Source organism: Bacillus sp. FSL K6-3200, assembly GCF_038630485.1.
GTDB lineage: Bacteria > Bacillota > Bacilli > Bacillales > Bacillaceae > Bacillus > Bacillus safensis.
This window is the reverse complement of record NZ_CP152032.1, coordinates 832,821-856,804: the sequence shown is the minus strand read 5'-3', so window position 1 is coordinate 856,804 and position 23,984 is coordinate 832,821. Positions and strand designations below refer to the sequence as shown.

The 23,984-nt window shown below is 39.0% G+C and carries 21 protein-coding genes and 1 other annotated feature; of the genes, 10 read left to right on the top strand and 11 right to left on the bottom strand.

Annotation, left to right across the window (positions count from 1 at the left end; all coding sequences use genetic code 11):
• Window positions 1–195: 195 nt before the first annotated feature.
• Together MHI60_RS04390 and MHI60_RS04385 are read left to right on the top strand one after the other, a co-directional pair.
• The gene (locus MHI60_RS04390) at window positions 196–1,977 is read left to right on the top strand and encodes an AAA family ATPase (RefSeq protein ID WP_144485874.1); all 1,782 of its coding nucleotides are present in this window, start codon (window positions 196–198) and stop codon (window positions 1,975–1,977) included.
• A 220-nt stretch (window positions 1,978–2,197) separates the two neighbouring features.
• Window positions 2,198–2,803, top strand: a complete 606-nt coding sequence (locus MHI60_RS04385; RefSeq protein WP_144485872.1) for an FMN-binding negative transcriptional regulator — start codon at window positions 2,198–2,200, stop codon at window positions 2,801–2,803.
• Window positions 2,804–2,947: 144 nt separating this feature from the next.
• Here the strand turns inward: MHI60_RS04385 and MHI60_RS04380 are convergent, their stop codons facing one another.
• Window positions 2,948–3,484, bottom strand: a complete 537-nt coding sequence (locus MHI60_RS04380) for a hypothetical protein (protein WP_144485870.1) — start codon at window positions 3,482–3,484, stop codon at window positions 2,948–2,950.
• A 244-nt stretch (window positions 3,485–3,728) separates the two neighbouring features.
• Between MHI60_RS04380 and MHI60_RS04375 the strand changes: the two genes are divergently transcribed.
• Entirely contained in the window at window positions 3,729–4,163 is a 435-nt protein-coding gene (locus tag MHI60_RS04375; RefSeq protein ID WP_095407862.1) for a hypothetical protein, read from the top strand.
• A 28-nt stretch (window positions 4,164–4,191) separates the two neighbouring features.
• Here the strand turns inward: MHI60_RS04375 and MHI60_RS04370 are convergent, their stop codons facing one another.
• From MHI60_RS04370 to MHI60_RS04360, 3 genes are all read right to left on the bottom strand, one after another.
• Window positions 4,192–4,542, bottom strand: coding sequence for a DUF4064 domain-containing protein (locus MHI60_RS04370; RefSeq protein WP_024424475.1), 351 nt, complete (start codon window positions 4,540–4,542; stop codon window positions 4,192–4,194).
• Between the two features lie 141 nt (window positions 4,543–4,683).
• The gene (locus tag MHI60_RS04365) at window positions 4,684–5,148 is read right to left on the bottom strand and encodes a hypothetical protein (RefSeq protein WP_144485868.1); all 465 of its coding nucleotides are present in this window, start codon (window positions 5,146–5,148) and stop codon (window positions 4,684–4,686) included.
• A gap of 125 nt (window positions 5,149–5,273) precedes the next feature.
• The gene (locus MHI60_RS04360) at window positions 5,274–5,948 is read right to left on the bottom strand and encodes a hypothetical protein (protein WP_144485866.1); all 675 of its coding nucleotides are present in this window, start codon (window positions 5,946–5,948) and stop codon (window positions 5,274–5,276) included.
• A 209-nt stretch (window positions 5,949–6,157) separates the two neighbouring features.
• On the opposite strand from MHI60_RS04360, the gene MHI60_RS04355 reads away from it, so the two are divergent.
• Window positions 6,158–6,526 carry an RlpA-like double-psi beta-barrel domain-containing protein gene (locus tag MHI60_RS04355; RefSeq protein WP_024424478.1) on the top strand — a complete coding sequence of 123 codons (369 nt, stop codon included), beginning with the start codon at window positions 6,158–6,160 and terminating at the stop codon, window positions 6,524–6,526.
• 73 nt (window positions 6,527–6,599) lie between these two features.
• The gene (locus MHI60_RS04350; RefSeq protein ID WP_144485864.1) at window positions 6,600–7,649 is read left to right on the top strand and encodes a hypothetical protein; all 1,050 of its coding nucleotides are present in this window, start codon (window positions 6,600–6,602) and stop codon (window positions 7,647–7,649) included.
• A gap of 214 nt (window positions 7,650–7,863) precedes the next feature.
• Here the strand turns inward: MHI60_RS04350 and MHI60_RS04345 are convergent, their stop codons facing one another.
• The 3 genes from MHI60_RS04345 to gabP form a co-directional block, all read right to left on the bottom strand.
• Entirely contained in the window at window positions 7,864–8,235 is a 372-nt protein-coding gene (locus MHI60_RS04345; protein WP_095407866.1) for a carboxymuconolactone decarboxylase family protein, read from the bottom strand.
• A gap of 276 nt (window positions 8,236–8,511) precedes the next feature.
• Window positions 8,512–10,044 (bottom strand): multicopper oxidase domain-containing protein, encoded by a 1,533-nt coding sequence (locus MHI60_RS04340; RefSeq protein WP_144485862.1) that lies wholly within the window; start codon window positions 10,042–10,044, stop codon window positions 8,512–8,514.
• 98 nt (window positions 10,045–10,142) lie between these two features.
• A complete protein-coding gene (gabP, locus tag MHI60_RS04335; RefSeq protein WP_048240037.1) occupies window positions 10,143–11,531 on the bottom strand; it encodes a GABA permease in 1,389 nt (462 codons plus the stop codon).
• Window positions 11,532–12,010: 479 nt separating this feature from the next.
• Here gabP and MHI60_RS04330 point away from each other — a divergent pair, with 479 nt between their 5' ends.
• From MHI60_RS04330 to guaA, 5 genes are all read left to right on the top strand, one after another.
• Window positions 12,011–12,910: a cation diffusion facilitator family transporter gene (locus MHI60_RS04330; RefSeq protein WP_059376152.1), complete on the top strand. Its 900-nt coding sequence runs from the start codon at window positions 12,011–12,013 to the stop codon at window positions 12,908–12,910.
• Window positions 12,911–13,012: 102 nt separating this feature from the next.
• Complete coding sequence (locus MHI60_RS04325; protein ID WP_111291467.1) at window positions 13,013–13,975, top strand: MoxR family ATPase; 963 nt, start codon at window positions 13,013–13,015, stop codon at window positions 13,973–13,975.
• Window positions 13,972–15,162: a DUF58 domain-containing protein gene (locus MHI60_RS04320; RefSeq protein ID WP_144485860.1), complete on the top strand. Its 1,191-nt coding sequence runs from the start codon at window positions 13,972–13,974 to the stop codon at window positions 15,160–15,162. Before MHI60_RS04325 ends, MHI60_RS04320 begins: the two co-directional genes overlap by 4 nt.
• A 9-nt stretch (window positions 15,163–15,171) precedes the next feature.
• A complete protein-coding gene (locus MHI60_RS04315; protein ID WP_144485858.1) occupies window positions 15,172–17,376 on the top strand; it encodes a transglutaminaseTgpA domain-containing protein in 2,205 nt (734 codons plus the stop codon).
• A 186-nt stretch (window positions 17,377–17,562) separates the two neighbouring features.
• The gene (gene guaA / locus MHI60_RS04310) at window positions 17,563–19,104 is read left to right on the top strand and encodes a glutamine-hydrolyzing GMP synthase (protein ID WP_144485856.1); all 1,542 of its coding nucleotides are present in this window, start codon (window positions 17,563–17,565) and stop codon (window positions 19,102–19,104) included.
• Window positions 19,105–19,192: 88 nt separating this feature from the next.
• Here guaA and MHI60_RS04305 read toward each other — a convergent pair whose 3' ends face one another.
• The 4 genes from MHI60_RS04305 to MHI60_RS04290 form a co-directional block, all read right to left on the bottom strand.
• Window positions 19,193–19,669: a YbaK/EbsC family protein gene (locus tag MHI60_RS04305; RefSeq protein WP_144485854.1), complete on the bottom strand. Its 477-nt coding sequence runs from the start codon at window positions 19,667–19,669 to the stop codon at window positions 19,193–19,195.
• An 86-nt stretch (window positions 19,670–19,755) separates the two neighbouring features.
• Window positions 19,756–20,814 (bottom strand): AraC family transcriptional regulator, encoded by a 1,059-nt coding sequence (locus MHI60_RS04300; RefSeq protein ID WP_144485852.1) that lies wholly within the window; start codon window positions 20,812–20,814, stop codon window positions 19,756–19,758.
• Window positions 20,815–22,476, bottom strand: coding sequence for a 2-isopropylmalate synthase (locus tag MHI60_RS04295; RefSeq protein ID WP_144485850.1), 1,662 nt, complete (start codon window positions 22,474–22,476; stop codon window positions 20,815–20,817).
• Window positions 22,477–22,533: 57 nt separating this feature from the next.
• Window positions 22,534–22,797, bottom strand: a binding site (T-box leader).
• A gap of 219 nt (window positions 22,798–23,016) precedes the next feature.
• Window positions 23,017–23,904, bottom strand: coding sequence for a helix-turn-helix domain-containing protein (locus MHI60_RS04290; RefSeq protein WP_144485848.1), 888 nt, complete (start codon window positions 23,902–23,904; stop codon window positions 23,017–23,019).
• Window positions 23,905–23,984 lie beyond the last annotated feature (80 nt).

The window sequence follows — 23,984 nt, the reverse complement described above, 5'->3', positions numbered from 1 at the left end:
ATGAATATCACTATTTATCTGATACATACATAGAAAATTGTTAATGTCTTGTGATGAGCTGTTAGAGTTGGTATTATTTTTATAGAAGCATCTGTTTATTTTTGGAATTTTCGATTACAGGAATAGAGCAGTTATTTAATCCTAACCAGCTATATGAATTGATTCTTCAGAATAAACTATTTAGGGAGGAATTTTGTGAGTAGTATTAGAATAAACGGAATACAAGTTAAAAATTATCGATCATTTGGTAAAGAGGAAACAATCGTTTTTCCAAAAAAGGATAACAAGAAGCCAATTGCAATTGTTGGATACAATAATGCCGGTAAAACTAATCTGCTCAATGCTATTTTATATGGGATTACAGAAAGGTATATAAATAAAAATACATTTACTCGTGATGATTTTCATAATAGAGATTTGGCCAACATTCCCTATATAATGACGGGTATTGAGAGTAGTTCAGAATTAAAGGCAGATGGAAAATTTGCTGATTTATCAGGTTATCATTTTCTTGAAATAAATTTGGATGGGGAAGTTATAGAAAATGCTAAAATTGAATCTTTTAAAGATAGAGAAAGAAACGATAAAAATTGGGGTGCGTATGGAGCATCCAAATATTTTAAAATTTTTTATATAAATTTCCACGAGATAAAGAAAGAGATTTCAACTAAAAAAACTAGTTGGGGGAACCTTACTTCATTTCTTGCAAAACACATTAAAAGTATTGTGGATACAGATAAAGAAATGCAGAAAAAAAAAGATAACTTTAAAGAAGAAGTAAAAAGCTCTACAGAAAATATACTCAAACAATCGTTATTAAATGATTTCATAAAAAAAATTCAACTGAATTATTCGAAAAACCTTAGAAATAATAATTGTAATATAGAATTTGGTTTACCAGAATATGAAGATATTTTTTTAGAAATGGTATTTAAGATAGGATTAAATGGGGATACTGAAAATTTGATTCCTATTGAACATTTTGGTGATGGTTATATTTCAATGTTTGTAATGGCAGTTATACAAGCAATTGCAGAAACGAATACTGAAGACGAGTGCCTATTTTTATTTGAAGAGCCGGAAAGTTTTTTACATGAAAATCATCAGGAATATTTTTATAAGGTTGTGTTATGTGGACTTGCAGAAAATAATCATCAGGTTATTTATACTACACATTCAGATAAAATGATAGACATCTTTGACACCAAAAATATAATTCGATTAGAGTATGACGAGATAAAGAAGCAAACAGAGGTTAAATATAATAGACCAAAGACAGATTTTTTATCAGAAATTGAAGTTACTGATATTAAAGATGATAATATAGTCGAAAAAATAAGGGATTACAACAACTATATTAAAATTATTGAACCAAATTTAAATAAGATAATTTTTAGTAGGAAAGTTCTGCTTGTTGAAGGCCCAAATGATATGATGGTCTACAAAGAGATTATACGTAAGAAAGTGCTAGAAAAAACAAATGATGAAAAATTCTCTAATTCTTATTTAAACTTTAGAAACATAGCTGTTATCCCTCATCATGGGAAAATTACAGCTTTGGTACTAATCAAATTATGTAAGCACTTAGGTATAGACTACTTTGTTATTAATGATTTTGATTTTGAAGAGGACTTTGTTAGTGAACTTAATTTTAGTACAGAAGAAGAGTATAAAGACAGTGATTTTTATAACAATGGCATTGAAAGGATTATAGCTTATAACTCAAAAGGTGAGGATTTAAAAACAGTAACAAAAAAAGCAATGATTACAACAAATTGGAGACTAATAAAAGAGTCAAAATCTAAACAAATACATTTTAATGTACCGAGGTTGGAAAATGTGATTGGTTATGATAAGAATGATAAAAATAGTTTTGGAATTTGGGATACTATAAATAATATGGAAAATTTCAAGGAGGAACTCTTCCCTAAAGATTTAATTGAATTTTTAGAGATTAATGAAATTCAACCTATTTAAATATATACCATGCTCCTATCCTCTTAGGAACGTGGTTTTTTATTTTCGTTTTGAATTTTTTTCTCGGTTGCCTAATTATTAATGATCAGGTAGTCTTCCAAATACTTGTGCTTGATGTTTATTTGTTATTGATTTTTTTCACTTTCTTTAAAAGAGCTACTAGAAAAAAGAGATGCTTCATGTTTTTAGAATTAGCTTTTAAGAAAAGAGGGAAGAATACATGCATATCCCATCATTTTTTCGAGTGAAAGATATGAAGAAAATCAAATCATTTATTCAATCTCATTCATTTGCTACAGTTGTGACCACAACGAATGAAAAGCCCATTGCGACACATATTCCGGTGAGTTTTCATCAAGTTGACGATTCGTATGTGATCTCAGGGCATATGGCGATTGGAAATCCTCAGTGGAAAACGTTTGAAGAGAAAGAGAAGGTGCTCATCATCTTTCAAGGGCCGCATGCATACATATCTTCTTCATGGTATGAAAAAGAAGCAGTACCTACATGGAATTATCAGGCTGTTCATGTTTATGGAAAGGCGGAACTGCTTGAAAAAACGGAACTGGTCAAGGAATTAACCTCGATGCTGGAGACATACGAAGGCCGCAGAGAACAGCCGGTGTTATGGGATACGTTGTCTGAGGAACTGTTAGAGAAGCAAATGAAAGGCATTGTAGGCTTCAAAATCATTATAGATGAAGTTCAGGCTGCTTTTAAATTAAGCCAAAATCGCCACGAAAGGGATTATGCCCGCATCATTGAACAGCTGGAAGAAGAGGGGGAAGTGGAAATGGCTGAGGCGATGAAAAAGAGTTCCATTTAAGAGACTTCTCGAAAGATTAGTTATCCTTATGGCGTAATAAATTGAATGAAACGTTACTTATAAACAAAAACACTTTCTTCTAGGAAAGTGTTTTTTAAGTGTTGATAAAAAAAGCCCTCATCATTCAAGGGCATTAGTGAAAGTTTATTTTACTTTAACTGTGAATGTCACGTCTTTACTATTCATGTAATCGTCAGTTGTGACATTTCCAAATTTCAGCTTTAATTCTTTGATGTTTTTAATGTTGATCTCTATGCCTTCAGGAGCTAAAAATTGAATAACACCATCTTGTTTAACGCCACCTTCAACTTCGCCACCGATATCACCATCAGTCATAAACATATTCGCATCTAATTGCATGCTTCCAGCTACAACTTTACCTTGATCTGGATAGAAGTTTAGAACTTTATCTGTCGTATTTTCGATATTCATTCCAACATTGATTCTATCCTTCATAATTTTAATTTCGCCAAGGTTTACTTTCATTCCTTGAGCAGTTGTTTTGTGTTTGCTCGCATTTATTTTCTTTGAACCATTGTCTTTTTTGTTTTTTGATTGTGTTTTTGTGCTTGTAGACTCTTTTTCTTTAGATGCACCTGTAGACACATCTTCTGTTGAGCCGCAAGCAGCCAGTGTAAATGTTAGCCCTAAAGCTAAAAATAAAGCATAGAATTTCTTCAAAATGAAAATCCCCTTTTGTTTAATTTATATAAGCGTCATGTGCTTATACATTGACCATGACTATTATAATAGGATAAAAGTACTTGTAAATCAACAAAAAATGATAAAAATAGAAATAATTGTTTTGGAGTGTTTTTTTATAAACCGGTTAGCTTAAAATTACATAAAATCCACTTCTTGTGACTTAAATCGAAGTTGAATTTCCTTATAATAGAATTATTATAAGGGATTGGGAGTGATTGAGATGGATGGTTCGTCAATCAAGACGGTTAATAGAGAGGATCAACATGAATTCTTGTTTCTGAATATATCTTCAAATACAGTTGGGGCTCTTTCAAAGGAATCTGCTGAGAGGATTCTAAGGGGGAGGGATACCGATGAAATACACCAATTGATGTATGTTCCTATTGAAAATTATGAAGACCTCAAATGGCTGATTCATACTTTGCATAAAGCCATCATGGATGAAAAAGATGTACGTGTCGTTCTTGAATTGGCTGATCTACTCTATTTCTTTGTTGTCCCTGCTTACAAAGAAGAATTGATGAGCAAGAAAGATTTGTCACACATGGTGAATGATATATTATTTATGTTGGATCTTTGGACAGATGAAAACATAATAGAGTTAGTTAATTCCATTCAATATGAATTAAAAATAGTAGAGAGAAAAGGCTTGTAGAGCAATCTCTACAAGCTTTAATCTCTTATTATGCAGTTGTGTTATTGACGACAGGCTCTTTTCTAAACACGCCCATGCAGCCTGCAATGATGATTAATACAGCTGGTAGGATGAAGAACATAGAAATAGAAATAATGCCACCCACAGCAGATACCAATAATAAAATTCCACCAAGCTTTGCTTTTTTCTTTACGATGACAGATGCGACAATGGCAAGAATAGAGAAAAGCATTGCTGCCCAGCCTAACCCTGTAATTTCACTTGTGCCTGAATCACTAAATGCCGCATCGATTCCTCCGAAAGCAAGAGCGAACATTGCGCCGAAAAATCCGAAAATACCTCCAATTAAACCTAAAACAAATTCTGTCGTTCTTTTCATAATACTTTCCTCCGATATGTAAATAAGAATTATTGGTACTTAAGAACCAACACAATCTTACTAATCGGCATTCTTTTCATAAAGTTAATAGTTTTGTTAAAAAAAAGAAGAAAATCCATAAAGGATTTTCTTGTCCAGTTATTAGGCTCTTTCCCAAGTGATTTTTGTTTCATTTGTTTTTTTCGTTCCCTTTGCGAGCACTTTGCCGTTTTCTTGTTTCACGGTGATGTTTAGGTCATAAAAGGAATAGAGGGCGCCGAGGCTGTCATTTTCCGGTTTATGAAGATTGTTTTCTTTTTCAGTTGATGCTCCAATGGCCAGCGTTTTGGCAAAGTTTAAACCGATGACTTCAGCGTAATCACTATTGGTATCAGAGGTAGCCGTTACGTTTAAAGAAATGATTTTTTTCTTTTGATCCACGGTGATGTCAGTGTCTTCGATGAGTTTAGATTGCTCCATTACTTCTTTTGTTTCTTTTTGAATGCGTTCATTAATCGTTGGAAGTGCCTTAGATTCTGGTTTTTGTTCTTTTGTTGTATTTGAGCAAGCTGCTAGAATGGAGAGACTTGCAACTAGGCTCATGAAAACAAGTAGACTTTTTTTCACGTTCGTTCTCCTTTTTTCGTCGAATGTTGTATGTTTATGTTACCACGAATCTTTGTTTTGATTAAAAGAGAAGTGTTGATAAGCTGTGAACAATAAAAAGCACCCTCTATCGGGTGCTTTATTTCTTATTGTGCTGAAAGGCTTGTACTTAATGGGATAGAAGAAATGACGGTGAATTTAGGAGCTGCGGCACCAGATTCTAAATTTTTACGTGAAAGCGATGATTTGATTGACCCATCCCAATTTTTATAGACACTTCCTGATGTATTTGCACGAAGCTGTACATTCGAAAAGCTCGCTTGTGAATAGCTGTTTGTTCCATTATCCTGCACGCCGTGTACCATTTTGACAACATCAAGGTTTTTCAAACGGCTAGGGTTGTAAACAGGCTGCTTATAGCGCAGTTTCCCATTGACATACAGTGACACCGTGCCATCACCATTGTTGATGAGCTTTAAGTTGACACGATCGCCATCCTTTATGCTCTGATCATATTCACTGTTCCAGTATTGACTGCCGCCTTGTGAACCGCTGCCAAGAAAGACCTTATAGCCGGAAGACGTTTTTGAAATACCGCTCTCTACAACGGCAGAGCCGAGACCGAGATACCAGTCCGCATAGCCGTTTTTAATGGTGGCTGTTTTCGGCAGGACAATATCAGCAGAGATACCTGACCATTTGGCTTCATCTGTTTGTGTCACAATGGCGCCGTGACGAGGACTAGCCGCTGAGGCAGGAAGACTTGAAAACATCAAAACGAAGGTTAAACTTACACTCAAAACGATGAACCACTTTTTCATGAAAATTCCTCCTTAAATTTGATTCACTTTCATTATATAAAATGAAGGAGGGGGGCTGCTTACAATGTTCTGACTGTTTTTGGTAGTATTTATGAACTTAATCGGTCATAAAGTGGTCAACTTGTATTTGAATTGTAATGTGTCTGTAAAATAACTGGGTTCATCTTCATGTATAATGAGTGCAGAAACCAAAAACGGAGGATTTCTTAATGAATAAAAAGCTTATCACGACAATCGTAACAGTAGCTAGTTTATTTTTAGCATTCAGTTTCTCACATGGAGCAAGTGCAAAAAAAGTAAGCGGCAATATTACTTGGTATAATGGTGTCGGCAAAAAAGGCGCAGATGGAAAAAAACTCGGTCATTGGGATGCAGCAACTAAAATGGGCTTTGACGTACCGAAAAAAGGTACAAAACTAAGAGTGACAACAAAAGCGAAACCACATAAAGTGATTACAGTATATAAATATGATGTAGGCAGAATGCCAAATGCTGTACTAGACGTAAGTCCAAAAGCATTCAAAGCACTTGGGTATAAAACAAGTAAAGGTGTCGTAAAAGGGCATTACACTTATTAATACATAGGCATGCAAAGAAGCGGGAAAAGTTTATTTTCTGGCTTCTTTTCTTGTAGAGAGGGTCTGAAAGGCAATGAAAAAATCAACATGGTGGATCATCACAGTCATTGGCGTCGCAGTGATTGCGGCAGTTATTTTCTTCATGATGAAGCCGGGGCAAGAGGCAAAACATGCAGGGAAAGTCAAAACAAACCAAGATGCAAAAGACGAATTGCTCGTTTCATTTACAGATCAAAAGTTACACAATACTTATTACTTGCACGATCGGGCGCTTCATACGGAGAAACTGACAGCATATCCTTCGATTGCTTATGATTCTACGAAACAGGTTTTATATTACACGTATACGGATGAAGACACGCAAAAGGTGAGTATTCGGGAATTAAATGTGAAATCTGAAGAAGAAAAAACACTGTTTACGAGTGATGATTCCATCGACAGTATGAGACTGTCTGGTGACGGAAAGAAGTTATTTCTAAGGTATAATAAGGATTCTGGAGAGCAATTTTTTGTCGCATCTTTTGATTTGAAAACACACAAAATGAAGGAGCTGTATCCGGAAAAAAGCAAGGATGATACGGTGAGTTCTTTTGCATATGATCCGACTTCAAATGATTTGGCAATCCAGCATTATTCTTTAAAAGAAGATTATCAAAAAACCGATGAAGCAAATGAAAAGGGCAGAGATCCTGAACCAACAACCATGAAGATCACCCTTCAAACAGGTGAGAAGGGGAAACGCATTGCACGTATCTCACAAGCGATCAATGATATTTCATTTTCTCCAGATCATAAGAAATTGATTTATACAGAAGTAAAGGTTCGTAAAGAAAAAGAAATATCCTCGATTAAGTTGCTTGATGTAGAAACAGGAAAAACGACGACACTCGTTAAAAACAGCCAGGATGTTCATATTTTAAGTGCTGCACAGCCGCAATTTTCTACGGACGGGTCGTCTGTTTATTTCTTAGGTGTTGCAAAGAACGCAAAAGAATTAAAGGATGACACCGGACGAAAGGCGAAGGTAAGAACGATTTTTGAATACAATATGAAGAAGAAAACAGTGGAAGCCGCTTGGGAGAAGGATGGCGGAATCGTTAACAATTTCACTGTCAATCGATAAAGGAAACGTTCAGTTATTTATATAACTGGACGTTTTTTTATTTTGTCACTTGAAATGCTGGAGAAATGGTGGATTTATAGAAGGAAAATCAGTTTTTAAGCAGTGATACGAGTGCTATTTTCTTATTTTGCTTATGTGACAGAGGAAAAGAAAAAGAGTAATATGAATGAACATAAAAAAACGAGAGGACTGATGACATCTCGTTTTCTCTGTTTTATTTGTTTTCATCTAATAAGTTTTGAAAGATAAACAGGGCATTAATGGAGTGAGGGAAGCCAGCAACCTTTGTACAGTGTTTAATAATCTCCATAATCTCTATGACAGAAAGTCCGATATGTAATGCTTGTTCAAAATGAGTCTTTAAGTCTTCATCACAATTGCCTTTTGTGATGAGGGAAGATAATGTGCTGATGGCCTTTTGTTTTTCATCTAATATGAAGTGGTTGAATTCTTTTTGTTCACTGAGTTCAATGGTTAGTTGTTCAATGTTTGACCGAATGCTCTCGTTCTCATGAATTGAAAGCTTCTCTCTGTTACCTGCCGCTGTTTCTTGTTTGACCTGGCAAGTCTCTTTTTCTTCATTCAAATTGAACTCCTCCGTTTTTTATCGCAATTTTCCATTTGTTCGTTCATTATGGCATATGTGCCTTTTGATAGATGTAATGGGTATATAGTAGTATTATCGGTTTGCTGCGTCAACTTTTTAAGTATGGAATGCTCCTTAAAGGAATGATTCATGCGATTTATTTTTCCATTTTGAAATGGATCATAAAAGGGCTAATGAACTGATCGTCTGTTAGCCCCTTTGTGATCAGCGTTTTCATACAAGTTCTACGCATTTAGCGGAAGAGTGGTTTCATTTTTACTGAATGATATCCATCGGCCTCATCATGTCATAATCTTCATGTTCTAAAATATGACAATGCCATACATATCGGCCGCTGTATGGAACAAATCGAGCAACAATCCGAATGACTTCACCTGCATGCGCCTGAATGGTGTCCTTGTAGCCTTGTTCATGTAAAGGAGGCGCTTCGTTTGGTCCTGTATACACGATTTCTCCTGTCGATTGATAGACTTCTGTATCAAATGGCCTTCTGTCTAAAACCCTAAATTGAACAAGGTGCAAATGAATAGGGTGTGTGCCCCTGGTTGGATTGACGATGGACCAAACCTCTAGACTGCCAAGACGAGGATTTTCCGTGACAGGGTCATTCCAAAATTGGTTATCGAGCAATAGGATAGGGCGGCCGTATTTATCCTGTGTGCCGGTAAGCGTGAGTGTACGCTCTCTATCAGCTTGACTTGGCCGAAGCGGTGGCAGCGGTTTGAAAATCGGACGTAATGTTTTAGGTACTCTCCCTTTTAGTGGACGCGTGACTTTGAATTGCATAATGTTCGCATCTGTTTCAGGATTCACATCCTGTCCGCAGCCGGCTGTATTTTTGAGAGTGATTGTTTTGTTTTCATAAGCTGAAAAGTCGATGATGACATCGAAACGTTCAGCAGGTGCGATGCTAAAGGATTGATGGCGAACGGGTCTTGGCAAAAAGCCCCCATCGGAACCAATTTGCAAGATTGTGGCGTCGTTATCTAGATGCAGCTCGTAAGTTCTAGTATTGGACGCATTTAAAATACGAAAACGGTATTTTCGCGGCTCTACTTCTAAATACGGCCATACTTTTCCGTTGACTAAAATTGTTTCTCCGCAAAAAAAGGGCACGATGGATGGGTCTGGTATGTCACTGTCCTCTGGCGTGTTGTTTGGTCTGCTAGGATAAAACAGTGAGCCATCCTCCTGAAATGTCCGGTCCATAATCATTAAAGGAATGTCGTAGTCATCTTTCGGCAGCTCTAAGGACTTTTCAAATGCATCTGAGATCAAATAAAACCCAGCTAAGCCGGCATACACATTTAGTCGTGTCAGTGCCATTGCATGATCGTGATACCACAATGTACAGGCTTGCTGATGATTTGGGTAGACGTAAGTCTCTCTTTCAAAAAAAGGCCCGGTTGCTTCATAATCCCGTGAAAACCAGGCCTCTGGGTAGCCGTCACTGCTTGCTGGTGTGACGCCGCCATGCAGATGAACGACTGTTTTGACCTCTGGTTCATCGTGTTGCCCATGGTGAATGGTGTGATCGACAGGCAGAAAATGTTTCAATGGCAATTTGTTCATCCATTTCACTTTGACCTTTTCATTTCGGTTGGCTTTAATGGTTGGACCAGGCAAGCTGCCATTATAGGTCCATAGCTTGGTTGGGGGCAGGTCTCTATGAACTTTTAAGAATACCTCCTCCATAGCAATTTCATAATACGTTTGTCTTGGGTTCTTTTTGACGGGCTTCGCGACTTCTGGAATTGGAAGCTCGTCAACAAATTTTTCTAGGTTCATGTTGACTAATCCTCACTTAAATACAATTTGATACAGTATAAGTGCGGACATCAAAATAGGTGAATAAAATAAAAAAACCCGCTTTTCAGCGGGAGAAATTACGGGTGTTTATTTTCAAGCGCCGCATTTGAAGGCACTTTTTTATTCGGTTTAAAGATGAAATAAGCAGCTAGCACGCTAAAGGTAATGATACTCGTCAAAATGAGCTGTGGCCGCATTGATTCGATAAACAGCATCGATGCCAAGATGGCACAAATAACCAAAATGGTAAAGTACGTGAGGTATGGAAACAGCCACATTTTGATTTTAAGCTGCTCTGGATTTTCTTTTTCGATTTTACGACGCATTCTTAATTGTGAAACGGCAATGACCAAGTAGACAAGAAGGGCAATGGCACCAGATGCATTGACTAAGAACAAAAAGATGGTTTCAGGATAAAAGTAGTTCATCATGACGGCAATGTAGGAAAAGAAGGTACCTGCGACTGTAGCCGCTACAGGAACACCACGTTTGCTGATTTTCATAAAGCGTTTCGGCGCTTCGCCTCTTTCTGCTAATGAATAAAGCATTCTGGACGTTGTGTACAATCCGGAGTTTAAACATGATAGAACAGCTGTTAAGACAATGACGTTCATGACTTGAGCGGCTGATGGAACACCGATGTATTCTAATACCGCAACGAAAGGGCTTGTTAAAATACTTGCGGAATTCCACGGGAGCAAGGTGACAACGACAGCAATAGATCCGACATAGAATACGATAATACGCCATACAACAGAGCGAGTGGCTGTCGTCACAGATTTAACTGGGTCTGCTGATTCACCAGCCGCTATGGCCACAATCTCCGTTCCCATGAAGGAAAAGATGACGACGACGATTCCGAGTAATACAGAGCTGAATCCATTTGGAAGGAAACCGCCATTCCCTGTTAGATTGGCAAGACCTGAAGTATGATGACCGCCAAAACCAAAGATAAATGCAAAACCAATAAGTAGAAAGAGAATAATGCTGACGACTTTAATCAATGAAAACCAATATTCAAATTCGCCAAAAGATTTAACAGAAAAGATATTTGTTAATGTTAAGAGGATTGTGAGGATAAGACTCGTGAGCCAAACAGGTGCATCTCCATACCAATATTGAATAATGGCAGCACCGGCAATGGCTTCGATGGCGATGACGATCACCCAGAAGAACCAGTAAAGCCAGCCGATTGTAAAACCGGCCCATGGACCGATAGCATCGCTCGCATATTGTGAGAAAGAACCGCTTGTTGGATAGGCACATGCCATTTCTCCAAGCATTCTCATAATAAAGATCACCAGAAGTCCGGCAAAAGAATAGGAAAGAATGGATCCAGGCCCTGCAGAATGAATGACAGCGCCGCTACCAACAAATAGCCCTGCCCCAATGACCCCAGCAATGGAGATCATCGAAATATGTCTTGTTTTAAGGTTTTTTTGAAGACCGTTTGTCATGTTGGACATTTCTTTACCTCCAAACACTTCTCTTTAATAGAGAATTTGTTTTTAGAATATTTTAAATTTTATCACACTGAATTGTCATTCAGCATTGGACAGGTTATCAAACTGACATTTCAAACCTCTTAACATGATGTTAAAAAGTAGAAAGGATTTGAGAGATTATGTTCCCTCTTTTCCCTCTGTTTATTTTTAAAATAGCATAAAAAAGAAAGTGGGGAAGTTGTGTCTCAAAATAAAATTATTCTGATAATTCCCCTGAGGAGAGAGATTTGACGATATGTCCATTTCGAAGAGAATTGAAAAAGGTTGATGGGAGTAGGTCTTGAGGTCATTTGACCTTATAAAAATAAGTTTACTTAGGTCAACACATTTCTATTTATCCTATTTTGCTGACATAAGCGAATCATGTTGCTGTAGACCCACACGGGCTTTGCTTTGTAAGATAAATAATAGAAAAGTGATGTGTGAGGAGGCGCGGCGACATGGAGCGCTATAACGAATTAAGACAAGGTGAAACAGGTGCTTGGGTCAGCATCATTGCCTATGTGATCTTATCTGCGGTCAAACTCATTATTGGGTACGTGTTTCATTCAGAGGCCCTTTCGGCAGATGGATTGAATAACACGACGGATATTATTGCATCCCTTGCTGTGTTGATTGGGCTGCGTATTTCTCAAAAGCCGCCTGATGAAGATCATCCATACGGTCATTTTAGAGCGGAAAATATTGCGTCTCTTGTGGCTTCTTTTATCATGATGCTTGTTGGGCTTCAGGTTTTGCTGAGTGCAGGCAAGTCGCTCTTCTCATCTGAGCATCAAACGCCGGATATGATCGCGGCCTGGACGGCAGCAGGAAGTGCTGTTGTGATGTACGGTGTGTATATCTATAACCGCAATCTGTCCAAACGGATCAATAGCCAGGCTCTTCATGCGGCAGCTGCTGATAATAAATCAGATGCGTATGTGAGTATTGGAACATTTGTAGGAATCATAGCCTCTCAATTTCAGCTGGCATGGATTGATACGCTTGCAGCGTTTGTCATTGGCTTAATTATTTGTAAAACTGCGTGGGAGATTTTCAGAGATGCCTCTCATTCGTTAACAGACGGTTTTCATATAAAAGATATGTCTAAATATAAAGAGACCATTGAAGCAACACCAGGAGTGGGCGATTTAAAGGATATTAAGGCGCGTTATCTTGGAAGTACAGTTCATGTGGATGTAGTGGTTGAGGTCGAACCTAACTTGAACATTGCAGAAAGCCATGATATTGCAGATGAAATTGAACGCAGAATGAAGCAGGAGCATGATATTTTACACTCGCATGTTCATATGGAGCCAGCAAGTGAGCCGAAAGAAGAGAAGAAGTCTTTTCCATCGTGAGAAGGCTTCTTTTTTATATGTGTTGATGTTATATGCAAATGGGCGTTGTATGGTAAAGTTAGACTATATGAAATTTGACAGAAACGTGATAGGAGGATCAGGATGGCATTTGATGAACCGATGCATTCAGATTTACAAAAAATCGTAGATAACATCAATAAAGTCATGGTTGGGAAAAAAGACATTGCGATATTAAGCCTTGTTGCGATTTTGGCGAAGGGGCATGTGCTGCTAGAGGATGTGCCTGGTGTAGGGAAGACGATGATGGTGCGTGCTTTGGCAAAATCCATTGGCTGTGAGTTTAAGAGAATCCAATTCACTCCTGACCTTTTGCCTTCAGATGTAACAGGCGTGTCGATTTACAATAAAAAGACAAATGAATTTGAATTTAGGCAAGGACCGATCATGGGGCAGATTATTTTGGCTGATGAGATCAACCGGACCTCTCCTAAAACACAATCAGCATTGCTTGAAGCGATGGAGGAAGGCAGTGTCACAGTGGACGGAGAAACGATGCCGCTTGCGGATCCTTTTTTCGTCATGGCGACCCAAAATCCAGTGGAATATGAAGGAACTTATCCGCTGCCAGAAGCGCAAATGGACCGGTTTTTATTCAAGCTGCAGATGGGATATCCGACTATGCTCGAGGAGCTGGAGGTGCTCAATTTGCAGGAGAAGAAATCACCGATTGATACGCTCCAAGCTGTCATGACAAAGGAACATATCCATGCGTTGCAGCAGGCTGTTCAGACCATTCATGTGGATGCATCCATTAAAGAATATATTGTTGAAATTGCTCAAGCGACGCGTAAACACCCATCTGTTTATCTAGGTGTAAGTCCAAGGGGATCGATCGCCTTGATGAAAGCGGCACAGGCGTATGCGCTTTTGAATCAGCGTGATTATGTGATTCCTGATGATGTACAGTATTTGGCGTCTTATACATTACCGCATCGTATGATTTTGACATCAGAAGCGACATATGAAGGGAAGAAGGCGGAGACACTGCTGCGACAAATGCTTGAGCAAATTGGCGTGCCAGTTCAAAAGTCGATGACTCAATGAAGTCACGTAATCGTTTAGCCGTTTCATTATGGTTACGGGTGATGATGCTCATCATGCTCACTGCGGCAGCCTTTTGTTATGCCATGTTTCAGGGAGGGTTTGTGAGCTGGTTCCTTTTTTATGCATTTTTACCATATGCTTTGTATGCATTGCTGTTTGCGCTCGTTCCGCTGCGCGTGACAGCCAAGAGGACATTACAGCAAACCCGCTTGAAGGCGGGGGATGTGCTGTCCGTTGACCTTGAAATCAAGCGGACCCATCCATTTCCGTACGTTTACGTCATGATAGAGGATGCTCCGCCAGAGACCTTTCACTTACAGGAACAGATTGAAATGAAGCAAATGCTTTTTCCCTGGTTTCGGAAAACATGGCGATTTTCCTATCAATTGAATGATGTCATGCGGGGAGAGCATCATTTGACAGCCGTTAGAATCAAAACGGGTGATATGTTTGGGTTTGTTGAGAAAGAAATCATCATTCCGTTAGAGAAAAAGCTGCTTGTCTACCCCAAAGTGCTGGATATCCCAGTAGAGCCTGCTGAGTCAGTGAATGAAAACGGAGGCAAAGCGGTTCACTCGTGGTTAAATGAACCGGCCCATGTGACAACAGGCGTACGGGAATACCAGCAAGGAGACCGGTTTGCTTGGGTGGACTGGAAGACGACAGCCAGAAGAGGCCAATTGATGACAAAGGAATTTGAACAGAATCAATCAAAGGACCTTGTCGTCTTTGCAGATTTTACCGACAAAGCTGTTTTTGAAACAGTCGTCTCTATTACAGCATCTGTTCTTCAAACGGCTGTGAAAAAAGGAGTGCCGTCAGGTCTTGTCCCTCTAGGAGATCAGCATGCCTTTCGAGTCGAACAAGGAGAACTTCATTTACAGGACATGCTTTATTATTTAACAAGGGTGCAGCATCAGCCTTCCCGCGCACTAGAATATAAACCGTTAGCAGCGAGTGAGTACCAGCATTCAGGTAAATATGTCGTCACGGGTCAGCTGCAGGAGGAGCTTGCGGCAAGTCTCTTTGGAAATCGAAACAGAAAGAATATCACCGTGCTTTTAGTGAAGAAAGCCGCTGACCATTTGACGACAAAAGAAAAACAGCTTGTAGACCGGCTCAAGGCCTCTGGAATACGCATCACCCTTTTATTTGAAGACCGGCTGCACGAAAGAACTGTGAGGTGACAAACATTTATGCTGCATACGCATCTGCGGCAAAGCCGTTTTGAATTGTTCATCTATTATGCTGTAGCTTTTCTGCTGCTATGGGAGTGGCTTCGTCCACTTCAAGATTTTACAGAGACGAGCCATACGTCTTATTTCATCATTTTTATCGGGCTTACGTGTTTGTTTACGTTCTTTCGTCTGAAGTGGTATGTGACGTTTCCTATTTGTGCTGGACTGATTTTGCTCGCCTTATATTTGATCTTTTATCAATCAGCGCCAGGCTATCCCGCAGCTTTGTTTGCTGATATCAAGGATAATATCACCTTAATGAGCATGGGCATGTGGAGTGACATGTATCCGTCTTTCCGCACATTGTTGTTTTATATTTTGCTGTGGCTGCTTGTCTACTTGCTTCATTATTGGGTGGTTTATCAGCAGCGTATCTTTTTCTTTTTACTGATGACGATTGTCTATGTCACGATTCTTGATACGTTTACGCCATATGATGCGACCTTTGCGATTGTTCGTATTATGGTATTTGGCTTTTGTTTGCTTGGATTGCTGTATTTTGATCGACTGCGTTCAGCTGAGGGAGTTCGGGTGTCACAGAAAGCGCGTCTAAAGTGGTTTTTGCCCATGCTGGCGCTTGTCCTTCTATCAGCGACACTCGGCGCTTCTTTGCCGAAGTCAGATCCAAAATGGCCTGATCCTGTCCCGTTTTTTAAGGCGGTTACGAATCAAGATGGGACAGCCGGGCAGAATAAAGTGGGATATAGTGCAGATGATTCGGCGCTTGGCGGACCGTTTAGTGAGGACCGCACACCTGTCTTTAAATGGAGCGGAAAGGAGCCGTCTTACTTTCGTGTAGAAACAAAAAGTATTTACACAGGAAAGGGCTGGGAGGATGCTTCAAATGATACGAAGCCTACTCGGCTAAAGGACGACACTGTGCCGAATCGGTGGTTTACCAATCGTGTGAAAACAGAGGAGCATGAAACAAGAATCGATATAGAATCGGATTATCGATTTAATCATGCTGTGTATCCTATTGGAACGATCATGCTGACGCCAATGGAAAACATTCCGCTGCAAATCATGGGCAAAACGGAGAAAATTGTCCCGTCTATGCAAAACCCACCTAAAAATTTGGGGAACTATCAAGTCAGTTTCTTATCTCCTACATTTATCCTGGAGGATTTACAGAAAATCAAAGTACCGACAAAGAAGCAGGTGAATCAGCAGGTTGGCCGTGAATACTTGCAGCTTCCATCGTCACTTCCAGAGCGTGTGAAAACTTTGGCAAACAGCTTAACGGAAACGAAGGATAATATGTATGATAAAGCGAAAGCGATCGAGGATTATTTAGGATCTGCGAAGTTTTCATATGAAACGCAAAATGTCGCTGTGCCTGGTCGTAATGAAGATTATGTGGATCAATTTTTATTTGATACGATGATCGGCTATTGTGATAATTTTTCAACCTCTATGATCGTGATGCTTCGTTCAATTGGAATTCCGGCGAGATGGGTGAAAGGGTATACGTCTGGCCAGTTATATGAAACACAAATGGATGGAAACAATGTGTATGAAGTGACCAATAACAATGCGCATTCATGGGTAGAGGTTTATTTTCCAAACAGAGGCTGGGTCACCTTTGAACCGACAAAAGGATTTACAAACCCAGAGACATTTACGAATGAAGCTGTTTCAAGCGATCAAACGGATGATCAAAAGCAAGAAGAAGATCAGTCTAGTTCTGATGCAAGTGAAGATCAGCAGCAAGACCAGCCGCAGCAGCAGGAGACAGAGCAGCCGGCACAACCAAAGGAGCGAGCAGCGCAGGCAAAGCCAAATATGGTGCATGTTGGTTGGGTTATAGGTTATGTGGCAGGAGCTATTGTCCTGCTTGGATTCATCAGCTGGATGCTTTATCGATTCAGAACAAGATGGCTGCCATTCTTTATTGTAAGAAAGGTGAAACGTCTGCCAGAGGATGAAGCATTCTTCTATGCGTATGCAGCTCTATTAAAGCAGCTTGGGCGCAGAGGAATCGAGAAAAAGCCAGGTATGACGCTAAGAGAATTCGCTTCGTTGATTGATGAGAAGAATGGAGATCATCATATGTCAGAGCTGACGCAGTTTTATGAACGTGCGCTCTACCGGCGAGAGGATGCCTCAGCGCTTTGGCAGCAATCGGCAAAGTTATGGGAAAATTTAATAAACAGGAGATAGTCTTGACCGCGTACCTTCCTGTTGTTAGAATAGGTGAATATTAAAACCTTCTAAAATACATGAAATTGAAGCGTTCGGATGTGAGTCTGGGCGCTTCAAAAGCGTGATTCACACTGAGAGCAGGTTTTCTCCTCTCATTTTTTCTGTGCGTTTATAAAAAACTATATTGGACATAGAGGTGACACCATGACAAATTTAGTAAATGAAATGATTTTGGTTCTCGATTTCGGCAGTCAGTACAATCAGCTGATCACACGCCGTATTCGTGAATTTGGTGTGTACAGTGAGCTTCATCCGCACACTTTAACTGCTGAAGAAATTAAAGAAATGGCACCTAAAGGAATCATCCTTTCTGGTGGACCAAACAGTGTTTATGATGAAGGATCTTTCCGCTGTGATGAAAAGATCTTTGATCTAGACATTCCAGTTCTAGGCATTTGCTACGGCATGCAGCTCATGACTCACTATTTAGGCGGGAAAGTAGAAGCGGCCAGCCAGCGTGAATATGGAAAAGCAGATATCCATATTAACGGAACACCTGCTTTATTCAAAGACCTTCCGACTGATCAAGTCGTTTGGATGAGCCATGGTGACCTCGTTGTTGAAGTACCAGAAGGCTTTACAGTCGATGCAACAAGTGCACATTGTCCAAACTCAGCCATGAGCTTAGCTGAGAAGAATTTCTATGGCGTTCAGTTCCACCCAGAGGTTCGTCACTCTGAGTACGGAAATGACCTATTGAAAAACTTTGTCTTCGGCGTGTGTGATTGCGATGGCAAATGGTCAATGGAGAACTTTATTGAAATCGAAATGCAGAAAATCCGTGAACAAGTAGGCGACAAGCAAGTATTGTGCGCACTAAGCGGCGGTGTGGATTCATCTGTTGTGGCGGTATTGATCCACAAAGCAATTGGCGATCAGCTGACATGTATTTTCGTTGACCACGGTCTTCTTCGCAAAGGCGAAGCAGAAGGGGTTATGAAAACATTTAGCGAAGGTTTCAACATGAACGTGATTAAAGTAGATGCGAAAGATCGTTTCTTAAACAAGCTAAAAGGTGTGTCTGATCCTGAGCAAAAACGTAAAATCATCGGTAACGAATTTATCTATGTATTCGATGACGAAGCGGACAAGCTAAAAGGAATCGACTACTTAGCGCAAGGAACACTTTACACAGACATCATTGAGAGCGGAACAGCAACGGCACAAACAATCAAATCTCACCACAACGTAGGCGGTCTTCCAGAAGACATGCAGTTCGAATTGATTGAGCCACTCAATACGCTATTCAAGGATGAAGTCCGTGCCTTAGGTTCAGAGCTTGGCATTCCTGATGACATCGTCTGGAGACAGCCATTCCCAGGTCCAGGACTAGGTATCCGTGTACTAGGTGAAATTTCTGAAGAAAAACTAGAAATCGTCCGTGAATCGGATGCGATTCTACGCGAAGAAATTGCTAACTTCGGCCTTGAGCGCGACATCTGGCAATACTTCACGGTTCTCCCAGACATCCGCAGCGTAGGTGTCATGGGTGACGCAAGAACATACGACTACACAATCGGTATCCGTGCTGTTACATCTATTGATGGGATGACGAGTGATTGGGCAAGAATCCCTTGGGACGTGCTTGAAAAGATCTCAACTCGTATCGTCAATGAAGTGAAGCATATTAACCGCGTGGTGTATGATATTACGAGTAAGCCGCCTGCTACGATTGAGTGGGAATAGTTATAATAGAGCTAGAAACCTTTGTGTATCAAGGGTTCCTAGCTCTTTTTTATTTTTAATTGCACTTTTTCCTTCCGTCTTCATGTGTTCATTCATCATTCCATCCCTTACACACATCAATCGATTGTGAATAACCGGAGTATTTTTCTAATTGTTTTATTGTTAGTTCAATAGCACTGTTACTGCTCCCGCAGGCTGGATAGACTGTCTCAAAACGTTTGAGTGAAATATCTAAATAAACAGAAACGCCATTCTTTATAGCAAAAGGACATACTCCGCCAATTTCATGACCGACCAAGTCAACGACCTCATGAGGAGAAAGCATTTTAGCTTTTGTTTTAAAATATTCCTTGAATTTTTTGTTATCAACTTTTGCATCGCCAGAGGTCACAATTAAAATAGCTTGTCCATTTACTAGAAAGGAGAGTGTTTTTGCGATTCTTTCAGGTTCGCAGCCCAATGCAGAAGCAGCCAAGTCTACGGTGGCACTAGACACTGAAAATTCTTGAATTCGAGTATCCATATCATATTGTTTAAAATAATCTTTTACTGTCTTGATCGACATGATGATTTCTCCTTTTTATTAGTATTGATTTGACATTTTCTCGATTTTAAAATGGTCCTTTTAAGATAAGCGTCATTCTTCTGCTATTATAATCTATTATTTAAACGATATTGATGTGGTGTTAGGTGATACTTTTTCTTAAATAAACGAATGAAATGCTCTACATTTTGATAACCAACGGCTGCCGCAATATGATCTACTTGTGAATTGCTGCCATTGAGCATTTCGCAGGCTTTTTCCAATCTTATTTCTTGTCGAATCTCACTAAATGATTTGCCAAGCTTACGAGCTATATATTTTGACAGGTAAGACTGTGAAAGGTTAAATTCCTCTGCCATCTCCTGGATTGTTATATGCTCACAACATTGCTGAATATATTGGAGCATTTGAATAATACGTATATCACGATATTGTTTCACCTGATTTACGTTCATATGACTTGGTTTGAACCTTAATAAGAGACATAATAATATCTCAAACAAATTATTCATAATCAACTGGTAACTAGGAAACTGATTATAATTTTCTGTAAATAGTTGAAGAGAGCAGTCTAGCAAATGTTTATCCAAGTGACTATGGAAAATAAGAATATTTTTATTTTCTTTTATATACAATGCATTCAAAAAGAATTCTGAAATGACATTATTTCCTTTTAACATTTTAAAAAACACTTTTTGAAAAGTACTCTTACGGATCATGATTTGCATGGCGATTGTATTCTCCATTACAATTGGCTTGTGTATGGTGTCAGGTGGAATAAAGGCAATATCTCCTGATTTTAAAGTCATTTTTTTATCATCCACTTCTACATACATCTCATTTTCCAGAACATAGATCATTTCAAAGAAATCATGGATAGCCGACAATTGAGGCATAAAACGGCTATACTTTCTCACTTCGATATCTTTCTCCTGACCTAACCACATGGTATCTTCCTTTTCAAATTCGTTCTGCCCTTTTTGCAAAAATTCTTCTATATATATTTGCTTATGCATTAAATTGTGTTTATCATAATCCTTCAAAAATAATTGCAATGATTGATTGTCGTGCTTTTTCTGTTGGTATTGTTGATAAAAGATTTCTTGCTCGTTATATTCTCTTAAATATTGCATCACTTCATGTTTTTCAAGTTTATCTTTTTCCATCTACATCCAAACCTCTAGTTTATTTACTGCAACCACCAGGGCCTTCACTGTTGCTTCCATAATATCTTTATCAATTCCAGCACCCCAATGCATTTTTCCTTGATATGAAATTCCAATTTGTGCACAGGCTTTTGCTTGAGAATCCTTGCCCAAAGAATTCTGTTCATAGACTTCCAAAACATACTCGAGATGAAAATATGCTTTTAACGCATTACTGATTGCATCTAAACTTCCAGTGCCAGTTCCTTGTATGTCTATTTGCTGATTATCTCTCAGCAAAGTTAAGGTGACTTCCTGCTTCTCTCCTTTATGAAATTGATAATCAAGCAGCTGGAAATGAGGGTGATAATCAACATACTGTTCTTTAAAAACATGATATATTTCTTCGACAGACAATTCCTTACTTGCCTGATCAGATACTTTCTTCGCTTCATATCCCATGGCTTCATTCATTTGATAAGGAAGTTGAATGCCATAATTTGTTTCTAGTATATAACCTATGCCGCCTTTTCCAGACTGGCTATTGATTCGAATCACATCCGTTTGATAATTCCTACCCAAGTCAACTGGATCTACTGGGATATACGGAACGTCCCATTTATCAACATTATTTTCCTTTCTATATTTCATACCTTTAGATATCGCATCTTGATGTGACCCAGAGAATGCGGTGAAAACCATTTCCCCAGAATAGGGCTGCCTCTCCGGAACAGTGATTTTTGTTAGTTTTTCATATTTTTTACGAATCGCTTCTAGGTTATTGAAATTCAATTTTGGATCATAACCTTGTGAATACATATTCATCGCCAAGGTAATCAAGTCTACGTTCCCTGTACGTTCACCGATACCAAATAATGTACCTTCGATTCTTTCTGCGCCAGCTAGAACACCAAATTCTGCATCACTCACCCCAGAGCCGCGGTCATTATGAGGATGAACAGATAATGTCACACTGTCTCGGTAAGACAGATTTTTGTGTATATACTCAATCTGACTTGCAAAGATATGAGGCATTGAATATTCAACTGTTGTCGGAATATTGATGATTGCTTTATGAGTTGGTGTCGGTTTCCAAATATCTAAAACACTATTACAAATATCTAACGCATAATCAACTTCTGTTCCTGGAAAGCTTTCAGGACTATATTGAAAATAAATATCACTATTTGTTTTTTCGGCAAGTTCTTTTACTAAAATAGCTCCATCAATAGCAATTTGTTTAATTTCATCTTTTGTTTTCTTAAATACTTGTCTGCGCTGCGCTTCTGAAGTCGAATTATATAAATGAACAATCGCTTTCGGTACTCCCTTAATGGCTTCGAAGGTTCGGCGGATAATATGCTCTCTCGCTTGTGTGATCACCATAATCGTGACATCGTCTGGAATCATATGATGATCAATCAGTGTCCGTAATAGCCTAAACTCCGTATCAGAAGCAGCTGGAAATGCGATCTCAATTTCTTTAAAACCTATCTCTACTAGTAACTGAAACATTTCCAATTTTTCTTCTAAGTTCATAGGAATAGGTAATGCTTGATTTCCATCCCGCAAGTCCACACTGCACCATATCGGAGCACTTTCTAATGTTTCTTTCTTCACCCAATCATACGTAAGGTTCGGTGGCAAAAAGTATTTCTTTTCGTATTTTTTGTGGTTAAACATGATCGATTCCTCCTAGAAAATAGAATATAAAAAAAGCCTTTCATCCCCAAGATTTAACTTGGAGACGAAAGACTTCTTCTTACGCGGTACCACCCCTGTTTCATGATAAACAAACATTATCATGCCCTTATTCGGATACAGATTGTTTGATCTGTATCCTTCCCATATAACGGTGGGGTGCCGACCTTAACTACATCAATACTTTTCATTTCACTAAGGCTACTCTAAGGTGAGTTCCCTGCCTTTTTGTTATTGCTTCTCATCAGCCAGCAACTTTCTGAAAACATTTCGGCAAGTACTATTCCTTATCATCGCATTCTCACTTTTCTGATTTTTTCTATTATACCAAGTTTACAAAAAAGAGATAGGGATAGGGATATCTTTTTTAATTGATTTTTTTTGTTCTATGGGTGCTTATCTTTAATCCTCTTCACCAAATAAAATTCCGAGGCCACAAATAAAGGTGAGTGAATTCATAGCGAACAATAAAATCGTACCAATTTTTTTCATGGCAATGAACCTCCTCTTAAATTCAGTCTGCTAGCCTTCAAAATTTAAATTCACTGGTTCATCCTCTAAATGATCCACAGTATTTTGTTCTGTCACTGGCACACTTTCATCTACAATTTTAAAACTAAGTTCGTCCATCCAAATGTGACCTTGACCATGTAGTAATATGCCAAACGCAATGACTTCACTTTTGACTGGAACATCCAATACTACACTAAAATGATTCCAGCCGTTTGTTCCTGTAATTGGGCGGTTCATCATGTTGTCAAACGCAAGAACTTCACCTGAAGAATGGTCAATCCTCATCCATAAACCAGCTGAACCTTTCACATCTTCGCTTTTGACAAAGGCAGAAAATTGAAGGCGTTCCCCTCGGTAACGATCAGACTTAATTTGCTGCATTAAGGTCGCGAATCCTCGTGCTTTTTCATCTATTGATTTTAAATAAGCGGAGTTAGTACCACTGTGTACAATTCTGTTATCCAAACCTGTTTCATAGTCAGATGGGGTGTCCCCCGTCATAATCCAGCCAGTAGGTGTGTTCTGATTTGCAGCCATATTCGTTTCCTCCTTATCAATGACATTCCTTAGTAATCTCCGATAACGTGCGGGTGACATGTCATATATCTTCTTAAAGGCTCTAGTGAAGGATTCCTGTGAACTAAATCGATACTGCAATGCGATATCGATCGCCCTTTGGTTCGTATGAATTAAATCCTTCGCCGCTTGGGTCATTCGCCGTTCCCGTATATAGTCAACAACTGACTTCTTAATCACTTTTTTGAACATACGGTGAAAGTGAAACCTAGAATAACCAGCGTGTTTCGCTAGAGTTTGAAGCGGTAAATCATCTTTCAGATGCTGTTCAATATAATTTAATGTTTCTTGAATCGTTTTCTCATGTTCTTGATAGGACAACCGAGCACCTCCTTGCTTTACGAGTTTAGTATAGCGGAAATGCTCTTTAGGAAACTTGACTTTTTGTGCTATGTTGCAAT